Below are 14830 nucleotides of genomic sequence, written 5' to 3'. Positions count from 1 at the left end.
GGGCGAGTCCGGGGTGGCGTGGCAACTGGCCGCCACCCCGGACTTCGACTTTTCAGGTGACCGAGTCGGGTGGGTGGGTGAGCAACGGGGTCAGGCGCCCGGCGGCACCCGCGACGGCCGCCCCGTCCCCCGGGTCAGCGCATACCCGCCGATGCCCGCCAGCGCGGCCAGTACCCCGCCGATCCCGGTCCACACCCAGCGGTCGGTCCACCAGCCGGAGGACCACCCGTCGTCGGGCTCGATGCTGGACAGCACCGCCGACTTGGCCGACTTCGAGGACGAGGAACTGCTGTCGTCCGACTCGGACTTGACCGCGATCCCCGGCACCAGCGGCTTCGCCAGCGAACCGTCCACCGCCGCCGAGCCGCCGATGTCCTCGGAGTCCACCCGGACCTCGGCGCTCATCGGCTGCCCGAGGTCCGCCGAGCCCAGGTTCACCACGGTCAGCCGGATGTAGTACGTGCCCGGCAACGGGTCGTCGGCCCACGGCTCCGACCACGCCCGCACCGTACGCATCACACAGGCCAGCTCCACCGACGTGGCGCCCTGCGCGGCCGTGCGGGTCTGTGCGCCGTACTGGCAGGCCTGCCGGCGCCGCAGCCCGTCGTACACGTCGATCTGCCAGGTCTGCGCCGCGTGCGAGCCGGGCAGCTTCACCGTCGCCCTGACGTCGGGACGCTGGCCGGCGTCGGCGGGGAACGACCAGTACAGGTAGTCGCCCGTCGATCCGCTGGCCGTCGCCTGCTGGCCCTGGTCGATCTCGGTCGCCGTACGGAAGGACGTGCCCGCCTGGGTGGGCGCGCCGCTGTCCTCGGAGGTGCTGGGCGAGGGCGAGGCGTCGTCGGCGGCCGCCGGACCCGCGGCCAGACCCACCGCCAGCAGCGCGGCACTCAGCACATGCGTGATTCTCATCAGTTGGTCCTCCAGACCGCGACCCGCCAGCGCGACAGCCAGCCCCACAACACACCCGCGAGGAAGCCGGTCAGCACCAGCGCGCCGAGCAGCCACCAGCCACGGCCGAGACCGAAGGAGGCGACGTCGCTCGCCTTCGACGGCCCGTCCACCACGTCGACCGTCAGCTCGATGGGCAGACCGGGACTGGTCTTCACCCCGGACGCGGCCGAGAAGGAGTTGGTCACCTGGACGCAGACGGTCTCGGCGGCGGTGTTCTCGTCGTCGCTCTCGGCCTTCGGGTACCGCAGGCCGGTCGAGATGACGTCCGTACGGCCCGTGCCGGACGCCTCACCGCGTACGATCTCGCGTCCGGTCGCCGTCACCGCGCGCAGCAGCACGCCGTAGTCGGGGTTGACGGCCCGGTCGGCGGCGACACTCACCGAAGCGCGCAGCTCCTGGCCGGGGTTGACGTCCACCTTGTACCAGCGCTGCTGCCCGAACTCCTCACGGTCGGTGTACAGACCGGACTTGAGCGCGGGCGCCGAGGAGCACTGGTCCGTGCCCTCGGTCGCCACCGGCGTCACCACGGGGTCCGCAGCACGGTGCACCAACTGGCCGACACGATCGGTCAGTTCCTCCTTGTGCTGAACGGAGGTGTAGGTACCTCCGGTCGCGTCCGCGATGCAGCTCAGCTGGTCGCGGGTCTTGGCGTCCGGCACCAGGCCGAGCGTGTCGATGGTCAGCCCCACGCCCTTGGCGGCGATCTCGCGGGCCACCTCGCACGGGTCGAGCGGCTGGCAGGTGTCCTCGCCGTCGCTGATCAGGACGATACGGCGGGTCCCGTCACCGCCCTGGAGATCGTCGGCCGCCTTCAGCAGCGCAGGGCCGATCGGGGTCCACCCGGTCGGCTGGAGCGTGGCGACGGCGGTCTTCGCCTCGGTGCGGTCCAGGGTGCTGACCGGGTAGAGCTGCGCGGTGTCCTTGCAGCCCACCTTGCGGTCGTTGCCGTGGTAGTTGGCACCGAGCGTGCGGATGCCGAGCTGGACCCCCTCGGGTGTCGCGTCCAGCACCTCGTTGAACGCCTGCTTGGCCGCGGCCATCCGCGTCCCGCCGTCAATGTCCGCCGTCCGCATGGAACCGCTGACGTCCAGCACGAGCTCCACCTTGGGAGCGGCCTGGTCGTCGGTCTCGTCGGCGACCGCTTGGCCGGGGAACGCGATCCCGGACGCCAGGGCGGCGAGCAGAGCGCAGACTCCTGCCGCCAGCCGTTGTGTTCTGATCATCGGCGGATCTTATTGATCAGAGGTGCCGGGCTCCAAAACGAGGTCCGGGTGCCGAAACGGGAGTGACCGGCAAGCCAACGGACGGCGGCGGGAGACCGTCGGTCACCGGGGCTCGGCGAGCGGGTTCGGCAGCGCCGCCCACTGGTCGCCGGGGATCTCCGGCGACAGCCGCATCAGCGTCAACGCCTTCGCGGGCACCGGGCCTTCGAGAAGGACCGACAGATCGGGGGTCGTGGGCAGGTCCCGTACGGCCGCCTCCAGGGCCGTCGCCAGAGCCGGTCCCGAACCCGCCGTGCCCGCCAGCGCGCCCGCGACCAGGGAGCCGAACAGCTTGCGGCGCAGCGTCGTTTCGTCGTCCGTGACCAGGCGGCCCGTCAGATCGGGCGCGGCGATGCCGTGGCGGGCCAGGCGGGCGGGGCTGAGGCGGATGTCGGCCAGGTCGCGGTAGACCAGGCGAAGCGGTGCGCCGGTGCCGGAGAGCACCACGAGGAGGTTCTGGCCATGTGCTTCCAGGGCCACGCCCAGCTCCAGCAGCCGCAGCCCCACCGTCAGGGCGAGCCGGGTGAAGTCGGCGAGCCAGGACGGGGATTCGGGGAGGGCGGTGGTGGCCAGGGCCGCCACCGGGAGGACCCGCTCGCCCGGTGCCGCACAGGCCTCGGGCGATTCGCGCAGCACCGCCGCCAGATCGGGGGAGCCGGCGGTCGCCGCGCCCAGCGTGCGGGTGATGTGGAGCAGTCCGTCCGTGCGGGACGCCAGGTCCGTCGCGAAGGACGACAACGTCATCGCCGCGTCGATCGAGTACGTGGAGATGTCCCGCACGGACGAGGTCAGCCGGGCGCTGAGCGCGGTCTTCACATGCGGTCCGCCGGGGAGCGCCAGCGTGCGCAGGGACATCAGCGGGTGCGCGTCCCGCCACGGCCCGCCCGTGCCGCCCTTGAGGACATGGGCGGTCTGCCACGGGTGCACGGGAATCAACAGCCGTTCCCCGTCCCGGAGCTCGTCCGGCCAGTCACCGGTCAGCAGGCACTCCCCGGCGGCGACCGGGACCGTCTCCAGTCGCACCACCGGCCGGTGCTCCGGCCCGTACGCGAGCTGCTCCGCCGCCGAGAAGCCGGGCCGGGAACGGCAGTTGGGGTGGAAGGGGTGCCCGTCGACCACCCGCTGCTCCCACTCCCAGTCCCGGTCCGGCCACTCCTTCGCGGGAAACTCCCGGTCCGCCCGCGACAGCGCCAACGACGCGGCGCTGTGCCCGAGTTCGGCGGCGAACCCCGCCGAGTGCGGCCACCCCAGATCCGTCATCAGCAGCGCCGGATCGTCGTACGGCACCCCGTCCAGCCGTACGGCGGTCACATACGCGTCCGTGGTGTAGGGATCCGCGTGCGGACCGTGCAGCGCCCGCCCGTCGGCCAGCCGCAGCGCCAGGCTGTGCGCCCCGCGCACCCGGCGCGCCACCCACGGCAGCGGCTCGTGCGCCAGCGCCCGCCACAGCCGGGTCAGCACCGCCGCCCGTGCCCCGGGCAGCTCGGCCCGGTACCGGTCGACGAGCTCCGGCCGCGCCTCGGCCAGCTCGGCGGCGATCCGGTTCTCGATGGGGGAGGGACGGTGCACGGCAGGGCTCCTCGGGGACGGGTACGACGTTCATGATGCCCGTCGACGAGAGACATACTGATCGTGATCGGACTGTGTGGACGTCAGAGAACGAATGGAACGCGTGGACCTCATGCCCCCCAGCGACGCCGTCGCAGAGCGCGCCGACGCGTATGCTGCCGCGCCCCTGCTCAACTGCCTGCTCCGGGAGGTGGCCCAGCCGCTCCCGGACGCCGCGGACGGAGAGCTGCGGGTCTACCGGCTGCCCGGCGGCGGACGGCTGCTGCGGGTGCGCGGCGAACGCCGGCCCGCCGCGCCCGAGGTGTACGCGGCCGGGCGCTGGCAGCGCATCGGCCACGCCGAGCTGGTCAAGCTCGTCGCCGAGGAACTGCGCGGCCACACCGGGCTTTCCAACGGCGACCTGCCCGCGGAGATGATCGACAGCCGGGACACGGTCGCCGCGCTGCTCACGGCACGCGCCCGCGCGGCGGCGCCCGACGACCCGTATCTGCGCTCGGAGCAGTCGCTCATCACCGGCCATCCCTACCACCCCGCCCCCAAGGCGCGCGGCGGCGGCCCGGTCGCCGCCTGGTTGCCGTACGCCCCCGAGGCACACGCCCGGTTCCCGCTGGTGCTGCTCGGGGTGCGCGAGGACGAGGTGGCCGAGGAGGGCGACATGTCGGCGCTGGACGCGCTGGCCGCCGTACCGCAGGGATACCGGCTGCTGCCGGCCCACCCCTGGCAGCTCGACCTGGTCGCCGGCGACCTCGCCCCGGCCTTCGCGGACGGGCGGCTGGTGCGGCTGGGCGAGAGCGCGTTCACGACCTGGCCGACGGCGGCGATCCGCACCGTCTACGAGCCGGTGCGGGACCTGTTCCTGAAGTTCAGCCTGGATGTCCGGATCACCAACGACATCCGTCGGCTGTGGGCCCATGACCTGCGGAGACTACGCCGTACGGACGCGGCCGCGACCGCCGCCTTCGCGGCGATGGGCGGGCCGGCCGGCTGGCTCGGCGACCGCGGCTACCGCACCGCCCGCTTCGCCTTCGAGGAACTCGCGGTCATCGTGCGGGACGGACTGCGCGGGCCGCTGCTGCCGGGGGCGACCGCGCTGCTCGCCGCCGGCCTGGTGGAGGGCTACGACGGCGACCCGCTGGCCGCGACCGCGGACCCGGAGGCCTGGTGGGAGGCGTATCTGCGCGCGGTCGTACCCCCGGCGCTCACGGCCTTCGCGGACCACGGTGTCGTCCTCGAAGCGCATCTGCAGAACACCCTGGTCGCCGTCGGCCCGGACGGCATGCCGGTGCAGGCGCTGTACCGGGACGCCGAAGGGGTGAAGCTGCTGGCCGACGTGGAGCGGGCCGCGGGATGGGAGCGGCTGGTGTACTGCCTGGTCGTCAACCACCTCACCGAGGTCGCCGCCGCCCTCGCCGAACGGCACGCCGGGTTCGACCCGTGGCCCGCGGCACGTCGGGAGCTGGGACGGCATCCGCTGCCGGAGGTGGCCGAGTTGCTGGCGTCGCCGACCCTGCCGGGCAAGACGAACCTGCTGCTGCGCTGGACCGGCGCGGACGGCGCCGACGCACGCTATCTGCCGTTGCCGAATCCGCTGGCCGCAGAGTAAATGACGATCTTCTTTTCGGCGCGCTTTCACGCCGTTCGAATATTCCGGCGCGCCGGCTTGTCCGTGCATGGCATACATCACGCAGGACGTGTTTCGAGTGCCGAATATGAAGGAGTAGTGTCGCTGACGCCAACGAAAACAAGCCGCGGCAGGCGCACTCGTCGCCGCCGGGGCTCGGCGTCGGGACGGCTACCGCTACGACAGCAGCCGTGACCGGTACGAGGACCGTTATGGACACCGATATGACAGCAGCCGTGACCGGTACGAGGGTCGTTCCCGCAGCGGTGGCAGCGACCGCTCGGCGCGGTTCTGACACCGGTCGACGCGTGCAGTGCACTGTCTTCGGTGAACTTGGAGCGTCCACCGACGACAGCGCCCAGAACCCCCGCGACGGACTGAGCAATCCGTAGTGGGAGTCGCCGAACCTTGAGCGGCCTCGGCGACTGACAGGGTGCAGGGAGTCAATCCGTACCCATGAGAAATGCGGCAGGCCCGGTCGGCGCGGGGACACGGCGACCGGGTCGGCCACAAAGCGACCTGAATTCATTTCTCGGCTATTCGGGTGGGGCGAGAGCCGCGGTGCGCACGTCGACACGCCCCCCTCGTCGGCCGTCACACTTGGTTACTATGCTCACTCAAGCGGAAGAGTGGAAGCTGTGGTCAGGATGCTGAGAGAGGTCAACGCCACCCGTTATATAGAGCCCCTCCGCTCCGGCGGCTCGGTGCCCGGGATCGTCGAGGCCGACGACCTCGGGACGTACGTCGTCAAGTTCACCGGCTCCGCGCAGGGCCGCAAGGCGCTGGTCGCCGAGGTGATCGTGGGGGAGCTGGCGCGGGCGCTCGGGCTGCGGTTCCCCGAACTGGTCCTGGTGCACTTCGACCCCGCGATCGCCGAGGAGGAGCCGCACCAGGAGGTGCGCGACCTGCACGCGGCCAGCGGCGGAGTGAACCTCGGGATGGACTTCCTGCCCGGCGCGACCGACTTCACCCCGGAGATCGCCAAGGTCTTCCCGGTGGACCCGCTGGAGGCCGGCCGGATCGTCTGGCTGGACGCCCTCACCGTCAACGTCGACCGTACGGTCCACAGCTCCAACCTCATGGTCTGGCCGACCTTCGGCACCGCGCCCCCGCATCTGTGGCTCATCGACCACGGCGCCGCCCTCGTCTTCCACCACCGCTGGGACGTCTCGGTCCCCGAGAAGGCGTACGACTTCCGCCACCACGCCCTCGGCCAGTACGGCCCCGACACCCGCGCCGCCGACACCGAACTCGCCCCCAGGGTGACCGAGCAGCTGCTCCGCGAGATCCTCGCCGAGGTCCCGGACGCCTGGCTCACCGACTTCGGCGCACCCGACGAGATGCGCGAGGCCTATATCGGCTATCTGCTGGCCCGGGTACGGGCCTCCGCGCAGTGGCTCCCCACCGACTTCCCGGGCCGCGACCAGCTCGCGGCCGAGGAGGCCGCCCGTGCGGCCAGGACCCAGCAAGGGCGCCCGGACTGGCTGAAGCGGGTCCCCGACCTGCACGGCAAGCCCGCGGCTCAACAGGATTGGTCGGTACACCTCGGATGAGCGACAGCGGGCGCGTGGAGATCGAGTACTGCACCCAGTGCCGCTGGCTGCCGCGGGCGGCCTGGCTGGCGCAGGAACTGCTGACCACCTTCGAGACCGAGCTGACGGAGCTGGCGCTGAAGCCGGGCAAGGGCGGCGTCTTCGTCGTACGGGTCGGTGACGAGGTGGTGTGGGACCGGCGCGAACAGGGCTTCCCCGAGCCGACGGCCGTGAAGCAGGCCGTACGCGACCGAGTGGCCCCGGGAAGGTCCCTGGGCCACTCGGACAAGCCTGCTCCCTGAGCACTCAGCCCCGCAGCTGCTGGTACGCGGGCAGCGTCAGGAAGTCCGCGTAGTTCTCGTCGAGCGAGACCTGGAGCAGCAGGTCGTGGGCCTGCTGCCAGTGGCCGGCCGCGAAGGCCTCCTCGCCGATCTCCGCGCGGACGGCGGCGAGTTCCTCGGCGGCGACCTTGCGGGCCAGCTCCGGGGTGGCCTTCTCGCCGTTCTCGAACTCGACGCCCGCGTTGATCCACTGCCAGATCTGCGAGCGGGAGATCTCGGCGGTGGCCGCGTCCTCCATGAGGTTGAAGATGGCCACCGCGCCCAGGCCCCGCAGCCAGGCCTCGATGTAACGGATGCCCACCTGGACGGCGTTGACCAGACCGGCGTAGGTCGGCTTCGCCTTCAGTGAGTCGATCGCGATCAGGTCGGCGGCCTCAACATGGACGTCCTCGCGCAGCCGGTCCTTCTGGTTCGGCTTCTCGCCGAGGACCCGGTCGAAGGACTCCATGGCGATCGGGACCAGATCGGGGTGGGCGACCCAGGAACCGTCGAAACCGTCGTTCGCCTCGCGGTCCTTGTCGGCGCGGACCTTCTCGAAGGCCACCTTGTTGACCTCGGCGTCCCGGCGGGACGGGATGAAGGCCGCCATACCGCCGATCGCGTGCGCACCACGCTTGTGGCAGGTGCGGACGAGGAGTTCGGTGTACGCCCGCATGAACGGGGCCGTCATCGTCACCGCGTTGCGGTCCGGCAGGACGAACCTGGGCCCGCCGTCACGGAAGTTCTTCACGATGGAGAACAGGTAGTCCCAGCGTCCGGCGTTCAACCCCGAGGCATGGTCCCGGAGTTCGTAGAGGATCTCCTCCATCTCGTACGCGGCCGTGATCGTCTCGATCAGCACGGTGGCGCGGACGGTGCCCTGGGGGATGCCGACGTAGTCCTGTGCGAAGACGAACACGTCGTTCCAGAGCCGGGCTTCGAGGTGCGACTCGGTCTTCGGGAGGTAGAAGTACGGCCCCTTGCCGAGGTCGAGCAGCCGCTGGGCGTTGTGGAAGAAGTAGAGCCCGAAGTCGACGAAGGCGCCGGGGACCTGCTCTTCGTCGACCTCGATGTGCCGTTCGTTCAGATGCCAGCCGCGCGGCCGCATGACGACCGTCGCCAGCTCCTCGTCGGCCTTCAGGGCGTACGACTTCCCGCTCGCCGGGTCGGTGAAGTCGATGTTCCGCGTGTAGGCGTCGATCAGGTTCAGCTGCCCCAGGACGACGTTCTCCCAGGTCGGCGCGGAGGCGTCCTCGAAGTCCGCGAGCCAGACCCGGGCACCCGAGTTGAGGGCGTTGATCGTCATCTTCCGGTCGGTGGGGCCGGTGATCTCGACGCGCCGGTCGTTCAGGGCCGCGGGGGAGGGGGCCACCTTCCAGGAGTCGTCCGCGCGGATCGCGGCGGTCTCCGGAAGGAAGTCCAGGGACGAGGTGCGGGCGATCTCGGCGCGGCGCTCGGCACGGCGGGCGAGGAGTTCGGCACGGCGCGGTGAGAACCGCCGGTGCAGCTCGGCCACGAAGGCGAGCGCCGCGTCGGTGAGGACCTCCTCCTGCCGGGGCAGGGGCGCGGCGTCGACGATGGCCGGCGGAGACGGCGCTGGTGCGGACATGAGCTGTCACTTCCTTCAGCGGTGGCACCGGGTGCCAGTCGTTCCGGTCGTTCTGGACAGAGCGAAGCACGCCCGTTTCAAGGGGCTGGGTGCTTCTGAACAGTGGATACTAGTTTCCTCATCGTGGAAGTTCAATGGTTTGTTGATGTCGAGATTCTTCGAGTCGAGCCAATGTGGCGCTCGGTGCCATCCCGTTCACTCAAGGTGGTGCAGGTCGGCCTCCGTGTCGATGTCGTACGGCTCGGCCACGTCCCCGCACTCGACGAGCCTGATCGCCTCCTCGTGGGCCTTGAGGTAGCCGCGGGCGCCCTGGTCCCCGACCGCGCCGGCGGCGATCCCTGCCCAGTGCCGGGCGCCGAACAGCACGGGATGCCCGCGCCCCCCGTCGTAGGCGGCCGACACCAGTGATCCCTCGTCCCGGTACGCGCCGAGTACCCGTGCCACGGCCGCATCCCCGATCCCCGGCTGATCCACCAGCGAGACGAGCACGGCCGGCACCCCCGCCCCGGCCAGCGACTCCAGCCCCACCCGCAGCGAGGACCCCATGCCCTCGGCCCAGTCCGGATTCTCGACGATCACGCAGTCGCCGAGCTCGGCCCGCTCCCGCACCTCGCCCGCACGGGCCCCCAGAACCACGTGGACCGGCCCGCAGCCGCCCGCGCGCAGCACCCCGACCGCGTACTCCACCAGCGGCCGCCCCTGGTGCGTCAGCAGCGCCTTGGGCCGCCCGCCGAGCCGTCGGCCACCCCCCGCGGCGAGCAGCAGCCCGGCGATCCGGTCATGTGTGTCCGTCATGGGTCCTGCATACCCGACACCGGGGCGGGCGGCCGGTTCCGCAGGGCTGAATTTCGGTCCGCGCTGTAGCGCTTTCCGCGCGGGAGGGCGTTTACTGACCCGCGTCCCCGGGCGCCCGACCGACGCCGAGGGACACCTGGCGAGGGGGGAGAGCTGTGTTGCGGAGCTTGGGACAGAGGCCAGTGACCGGCAGAGACGACGATCCGAGGGTTACGGAGCTACGCACGGCGGTCTCCAGGCTGCGCCGTGAACTGGCCGCACACCCGGCCGAGTTCCCGGATCGCGCCATAGCGGAGGACGAACTGGCCGCCCTGGCGGCGATGGCGACGGGCGGCATGCCGGAGATCCCGCGCCTGCGCCGGTCCCTGTTACTGATCGCGGGAGCGATCGGCTCGGTGAGCGCACTGTCGCGAGGTCTGTCGGACGTACGCGAGGCGGTGGACCTGTTCGGGGAGCCGAGGCATTGAAGCGCCGTCAAGGTTGCCCACCTAGGGGCGCGAGGCGTTATTGATATGCGGCTCCGCCGCGCGGGCGCGACCAGCCACAACCCACCCGCACCCGCCAACGGCGAAGCAGCCCCTACCCCTTAGGCTCCAGAACTAGCCAACGCCTGGGACAGCTCAACGGCCACCTGCTGCAGCACCGGCACGATCTTCTCCGTCGCCGCATCCGTGACCCGCCCCGCGGGACCGGAGATGGAAATGGCCGCCGCGGTGGGCGAATCGGGCACGGACACGGCAAGACACCGCACCCCGACCTCCTGCTCGTTGTCGTCCACGGCGTACCCCAGCCGCCGCACCTCCTCCAGGGCGTTCAGGAAACCCTCCGGAGTGGTGATCGTCTTCTCCGTCGCCGCGGGCATCCCGGTCCGCCCCAGCAGCGCCCGCACCTCGGCGTCCGGCACATGCGCCAGCAACGCCTTCCCCACGCCCGTGGAGTGCGGCAGCACCCGGCGGCCCACCTCCGTGAACATCCTCATGGAGTGCTTCGACGGCACCTGCGCCACGTACACGATCTCGTCCCCGTCGAGCAGCGCCATGTTCGCCGTCTCCCCGGTCTCCTCGACCAGCCGTGCGAGGTACGGACGCGCCCATGTGCCCAGCAGCCGGGACGCCGACTCGCCGAGCCGGATCAGGCGGGGCCCGAGCGCATACCGCCGGTTGGGCTGCTGGCGTACATAGCCGCAGGCGACGAGCGTGCGCATCAGCCGGTGGATCGTCGGCAACGGCAGCCCGCTGCTCGCGGACAGCTCGCTGAGGCCGACCTCGCCGCCCGCGTCCGCCATCCGCTCCAGCAGATCGAAGGCGCGCTCGAGGGACTGGACCCCGCCGCTGCTGGACTTGGCGGAGTCGGTGGTGCTGGCGCTGGACGTCGGCACGGCGCGTTCCTTTCGGGACTGCTCTCGCGGCGGGCAGGAGGGCAGCAGCCTACCCGGCGGTCGGTTGACTCCCCGCTCGTGCGTAGCTACGTTCTGCTTGTCGGAATTATAATTCCGCTTTGTGGAAACGTCCAGAGTAGGCGCCCATGGGGCCCCGATGGGCAGTGTGCCCTTGACGGCGCGGGGGTGGGAGTGAAGACTCCTTCAACAGAACGTTGAATTCCGTTACATGGGTGTAAATCCCGTTTCCCGGAAGTAAAACGGCGGCAGAGAGAGGGGTCCGGGTGTCCGACGCTGAACTGGTGCTGCGCTCGACGCGCGTCATCACCCCGGAGGGGACACGGGCCGCCTCGGTCGCCGTGTCCGCCGGGACGATCACGGCCGTACTGCCGTACGACACCCCGGTCCCGACGGGCGCCCGCCTGGAGGACCTCGGCGACCACGTGCTGCTGCCCGGCCTGGTCGACACCCACGTCCATGTGAACGACCCGGGCCGTACCGAGTGGGAGGGCTTCTGGACCGCCACGCGCGCGGCCGCGGCCGGCGGCATCACCACCCTCGTCGACATGCCGCTGAACTCCCTCCCGCCGACCACGACCGTCGACAACCTCCGGGTCAAACAGGAGGTCGCGGCCGACAAGGCGCACATCGACGTCGGCTTCTGGGGCGGCGCGCTCCCGGACAACGTCAAGGACCTGCGCCCGCTGCACGAGGCCGGTGTCTTCGGCTTCAAGGCCTTCCTGTCGCCGTCCGGCGTGGACGAGTTCCCGCACCTCGACCAGGAGCGGCTCGCCCGGTCCCTGGCGGAGATCGCCTCCTTCGACGGACTGCTGATCGTGCACGCCGAGGACCCGCACCACCTGGAGGCGGCCCCGCAGCAGGGCGGCCCGAAGTACGCCGACTTCCTCGCTTCCCGCCCGCGCGATGCCGAGGACACAGCGATCGCCCAGCTGATCGCCCAGGCGAAACGCCTCCACGCGCGCGTGCACGTCCTGCACCTGTCCTCGTCCGACGCGCTGCCCCTGATCGCCGAGGCCAAGCGGGACGGCGTCCGGCTCACCGTCGAGACCTGCCCGCACTACCTCACCCTCACCGCCGAGGAGGTCCCGGACGGCGCCAGCGAGTTCAAGTGCTGCCCGCCCATCCGCGAGGCGGCCAACCAGGACCTGCTCTGGCAGGCGCTGGCCGACGGCACCGTCGACTGCGTCGTCACCGACCACTCGCCCTCCACGGCCGACCTCAAGACCGCCGACTTCGCGACCGCGTGGGGCGGTATCTCCGGCCTCCAGCTCAGCCTCGCCGCCGTGTGGACGGAAGCCCGTAAGCGAGGCCACGGTCTTGAGGACGTGGTCCGCTGGATGTCCGCCCGCACCGCCGCGCTCGTCGGGCTCGACGGCAGCAAGGGCGCCATCGCGGTGGGCCGGGACGCCGACTTCGCCGTCCTCGCGCCCGACGAGACCTTCACCGTGGACCCGGCCGGCCTCCAGCACCGCAACCGTGTCACCGCGTATGCGGGCAAGACCCTGTACGGCGTCGTGAAGTCGACCTGGCTGCGCGGCGAACGCATCGTCGCCGACGGCGAGTTCACGCCCCCGAAGGGCCGCCTGCTCGCCCGCACCACCCCCTGACCTCCCATTTCTCCCGCACCCGCAGTGGCCGACCCCCGAAAGGAAGACCTTTGACGGCGATCCCGACTTTCACCGGCGACGCGCACCCCTACGCCGGCGGCGACCCGTACGCGGACTACCGCACCGCCGACTTCCCCTTCACCCGGTACGCCGACCTCGCCGACCGGCGGCTCGGCGGCGGGGTCATCGCCGCCAACGACGAGTTCTTCGCCCAGCGGGAGAACCTGCTGGTGCCCGGACGAGCCGAGTTCGACCCCGAGCACTTCGGGCACAAGGGCAAGATCATGGACGGCTGGGAGACCCGCCGTCGGCGCGGCGCCTCCGCCGAGCAGCCCTGGCCGGCCGCCGAGGACCACGACTGGGCGCTGGTCCGCCTCGGCGCACCGGGCGTGGTCCGCGGGATCGTCGTCGACACGGCCCACTTCCGCGGCAACTACCCGCAGGCGGTGTCCGTCGAGGGCGCGTGCGTGCCCGGCTCCCCGTCTCCGGAGGACCTGCTGGCCGACGACGTGAAGTGGACGCCCCTCGTCCCGCGCACCCCGGTGGGCGGCCACGCGGCGAACGGCTTCACCGTCTCCGTCGAGCAGCGCTTCACCCACCTCCGCGTCAACCAGCACCCCGACGGCGGCATCGCACGCCTGCGCGTCCACGGCGAGGTCGTGCCGGACCCGGGGTGGCTGGCCGCGCTGGGCACCTTCGACGTGGTCGCCCTGGAGAACGGCGGCCAGGTCGAGGACGCGTCCGACCTCTTCTACTCGCCGGCCACCAACACCATCCAGCCGGGCCGCTCCCGCAAGATGGACGACGGCTGGGAGACCCGCCGTCGCCGCGATCGGGGCCATGACTGGATCCGCTACCGTCTGACGGCCCAGTCCCAGATCCGCTCCCTCGAGATCGACACGGCGTACCTGAAGGGCAACAGCGCGGGCTGGGCGTCGGTGTCGGTGAAGGACGGCGAGGACGGCGAGTGGCGCGAGATCGTCCCCCGCACCCGCCTCCAGCCGGACACGAACCACCGCTTCGTGCTGGCCTCCCCCGCCGTCGGCACGCACGCGCGCGTGGACGTCTTCCCGGACGGCGGGATCTCACGTCTGCGGTTGTTCGGGTCCCCGACGGAGACGGGAGCGGCAGCGCTGGCGACAAGGCACCGCGAACTGTCCTGACCGGCATCTCCCGCCCACCGCCGGACTCGGCTTCTCGGGAAGCGAGCTCGAAAACCGGTGGCTCGCCCGATCTCTGAGACGGTCGCTTCTCAAGCGACCGAGTCGAGTGGGCGGGCGGGCAAAGGGAACCGTCGGGCCACCCGCTACGTTGTTCCCCCGTGACCCTTCAGCAAGAAATCGTCGGCAACGCCATGCAGATGGCGGTCGTCAACCTGCACCCCGGCCAGACCGTCTACTGCGAGGCCGGCAAGTTCCTGTTCAAGACGACGAACGTGACCATGGAGACCCGGCTGAGCGGGCCGTCGGGCAACGGCGGTCAGCCGCAGGGCGGGGGCGGCGGTATGGGCGGCATGCTCCGGCAGGCCATGGGCACCGCCATGCAGGTCGGCCAGCGCATGCTCGCCGGTGAGTCGCTGGCGTTCCAGTACTTCACCTCCCAGGGCGGCCAGGGCACGGTCGGCTTCGCGGGCGTACTCCCCGGCGAGATGCGCGCGCTGGAACTCGACGGCACGCGCGCGTGGTTCGCCGAGAAGGACGCCTTCGTGGCCGCCGAGTCCACCGTCGAGTTCGGCATCGCCTTCGCCGGCGGCCGCACCGGGATGAGCGGCGGCGAGGGTTTCATCCTGGAGAAGTTCACCGGCCACGGCACGGTGATCATCGCCGGTGCGGGCAACTTCATCGACCTCAACCCCGCCGACTTCGGCGGCCGTATCGAGGTCGACACGGGCTGTGTCGTCGCCTTCGAGGAGGGCATCCAGTACGGCGTCCAGCGCGTCGGCGGCCTCAACCGACAGGGCATCATGAACGCCGTCTTCGGCGGCGAGGGCCTCTCGCTCGCCACCCTGGAGGGCAACGGCCGGGTGATCCTGCAGTCCCTCACCATCGAGAGCCTCGCCAACGCCCTGAAGAAGGCCCAGGGCGGCGACAAGCAGGGCCCGACGGGCGGACTGTTCTCGACGCACACGGGGTGAGCGCCGGCGCCCCACCGATGAGTCGCGG

General features: G+C 71.2%; 13 protein-coding genes. 7 read left to right on the top strand and 6 right to left on the bottom strand.

The window, feature by feature from the left end:
* Positions 1 to 90: 90 nt before the first annotated feature.
* The 3 genes from EDD90_RS11205 to EDD90_RS11195 form a co-directional block, all read right to left on the bottom strand.
* Positions 91 to 912, bottom strand: coding sequence for a hypothetical protein (locus tag EDD90_RS11205; RefSeq protein ID WP_123972871.1), 822 nt, complete (start codon positions 910 to 912; stop codon positions 91 to 93).
* The gene (locus EDD90_RS11200) at positions 912 to 2177 is read right to left on the bottom strand and encodes a VWA domain-containing protein (protein ID WP_123972870.1); all 1266 of its coding nucleotides are present in this window, start codon (positions 2175 to 2177) and stop codon (positions 912 to 914) included. The genes EDD90_RS11205 and EDD90_RS11200 overlap by 1 nt, the downstream gene beginning before the upstream one ends.
* A 102-nt stretch (positions 2178 to 2279) precedes the next feature.
* Positions 2280 to 3785 (bottom strand): IucA/IucC family protein, encoded by a 1506-nt coding sequence (locus tag EDD90_RS11195; RefSeq protein WP_123972869.1) that lies wholly within the window; start codon positions 3783 to 3785, stop codon positions 2280 to 2282.
* 94 nt (positions 3786 to 3879) lie between these two features.
* On the opposite strand from EDD90_RS11195, the gene EDD90_RS11190 reads away from it, so the two are divergent.
* From EDD90_RS11190 to EDD90_RS11180, 3 genes are all read left to right on the top strand, one after another.
* Positions 3880 to 5388, top strand: coding sequence for an IucA/IucC family siderophore biosynthesis protein (locus tag EDD90_RS11190; protein ID WP_123972868.1), 1509 nt, complete (start codon positions 3880 to 3882; stop codon positions 5386 to 5388).
* A gap of 665 nt (positions 5389 to 6053) precedes the next feature.
* Positions 6054 to 6959 carry a HipA family kinase gene (locus EDD90_RS11185; protein WP_123972867.1) on the top strand — a complete coding sequence of 302 codons (906 nt, stop codon included), beginning with the start codon at positions 6054 to 6056 and terminating at the stop codon, positions 6957 to 6959.
* Positions 6956 to 7240 carry a SelT/SelW/SelH family protein gene (locus EDD90_RS11180; RefSeq protein ID WP_123972866.1) on the top strand — a complete coding sequence of 95 codons (285 nt, stop codon included), beginning with the start codon at positions 6956 to 6958 and terminating at the stop codon, positions 7238 to 7240. The genes EDD90_RS11185 and EDD90_RS11180 overlap by 4 nt, the downstream gene beginning before the upstream one ends.
* 4 nt (positions 7241 to 7244) lie before the next feature.
* On the opposite strand, the gene aceB is transcribed toward EDD90_RS11180, so the two are convergent.
* Positions 7245 to 8867 (bottom strand): malate synthase A, encoded by a 1623-nt coding sequence (aceB, locus tag EDD90_RS11175; protein WP_123972865.1) that lies wholly within the window; start codon positions 8865 to 8867, stop codon positions 7245 to 7247.
* Positions 8868 to 9062: 195 nt separating this feature from the next.
* A complete protein-coding gene (locus EDD90_RS11170; RefSeq protein WP_123972864.1) occupies positions 9063 to 9662 on the bottom strand; it encodes an NTP transferase domain-containing protein in 600 nt (199 codons plus the stop codon).
* A gap of 182 nt (positions 9663 to 9844) precedes the next feature.
* On the opposite strand from EDD90_RS11170, the gene EDD90_RS11165 reads away from it, so the two are divergent.
* Positions 9845 to 10129, top strand: coding sequence for a DUF5955 family protein (locus EDD90_RS11165; RefSeq protein WP_260327802.1), 285 nt, complete (start codon positions 9845 to 9847; stop codon positions 10127 to 10129).
* 119 nt (positions 10130 to 10248) lie between these two features.
* On the opposite strand, the gene EDD90_RS11160 is transcribed toward EDD90_RS11165, so the two are convergent.
* The gene (locus EDD90_RS11160; protein ID WP_123972862.1) at positions 10249 to 11040 is read right to left on the bottom strand and encodes an IclR family transcriptional regulator; all 792 of its coding nucleotides are present in this window, start codon (positions 11038 to 11040) and stop codon (positions 10249 to 10251) included.
* A 284-nt stretch (positions 11041 to 11324) separates the two neighbouring features.
* On the opposite strand from EDD90_RS11160, the gene allB reads away from it, so the two are divergent.
* From allB to EDD90_RS11145, 3 genes are all read left to right on the top strand, one after another.
* Positions 11325 to 12668, top strand: a complete 1344-nt coding sequence (gene allB, locus EDD90_RS11155; protein WP_123972861.1) for an allantoinase AllB — start codon at positions 11325 to 11327, stop codon at positions 12666 to 12668.
* A gap of 50 nt (positions 12669 to 12718) precedes the next feature.
* A complete protein-coding gene (alc, locus tag EDD90_RS11150) occupies positions 12719 to 13831 on the top strand; it encodes an allantoicase (RefSeq protein WP_123972860.1) in 1113 nt (370 codons plus the stop codon).
* Between the two features lie 158 nt (positions 13832 to 13989).
* On the top strand, positions 13990 to 14802 hold the full coding sequence (locus tag EDD90_RS11145; protein ID WP_123972859.1) for an AIM24 family protein: 813 nt from the start codon (positions 13990 to 13992) through the stop codon (positions 14800 to 14802).
* Positions 14803 to 14830 lie beyond the last annotated feature (28 nt).

This window comes from Streptomyces sp. Ag109_O5-1 (assembly GCF_003814875.1).
GTDB lineage: Bacteria > Actinomycetota > Actinomycetes > Streptomycetales > Streptomycetaceae > Streptomyces > Streptomyces sasae.
Note: the sequence above shows the minus strand (reverse complement) of the source record. Positions and strands in the feature narration are given on the sequence as shown.

Coding starts and splice junctions, on each gene's coding strand:
- EDD90_RS11205 (WP_123972871.1), bottom strand. CDS start 912: ATGAGAATCACGCATGTGCTGAGTGCCGCGCTGCTGGCGGTGGGTCTG.
- EDD90_RS11200 (WP_123972870.1), bottom strand. CDS start 2,177: ATGATCAGAACACAACGGCTGGCGGCAGGAGTCTGCGCTCTGCTCGCC.
- EDD90_RS11190 (WP_123972868.1), top strand. CDS start 3,880: ATGGAACGCGTGGACCTCATGCCCCCCAGCGACGCCGTCGCAGAGCGC.
- EDD90_RS11185 (WP_123972867.1), top strand. CDS start 6,054: ATGCTGAGAGAGGTCAACGCCACCCGTTATATAGAGCCCCTCCGCTCC.
- EDD90_RS11180 (WP_123972866.1), top strand. CDS start 6,956: ATGAGCGACAGCGGGCGCGTGGAGATCGAGTACTGCACCCAGTGCCGC.
- aceB (WP_123972865.1), bottom strand. CDS start 8,867: ATGTCCGCACCAGCGCCGTCTCCGCCGGCCATCGTCGACGCCGCGCCC.
- EDD90_RS11170 (WP_123972864.1), bottom strand. CDS start 9,662: ATGACGGACACACATGACCGGATCGCCGGGCTGCTGCTCGCCGCGGGG.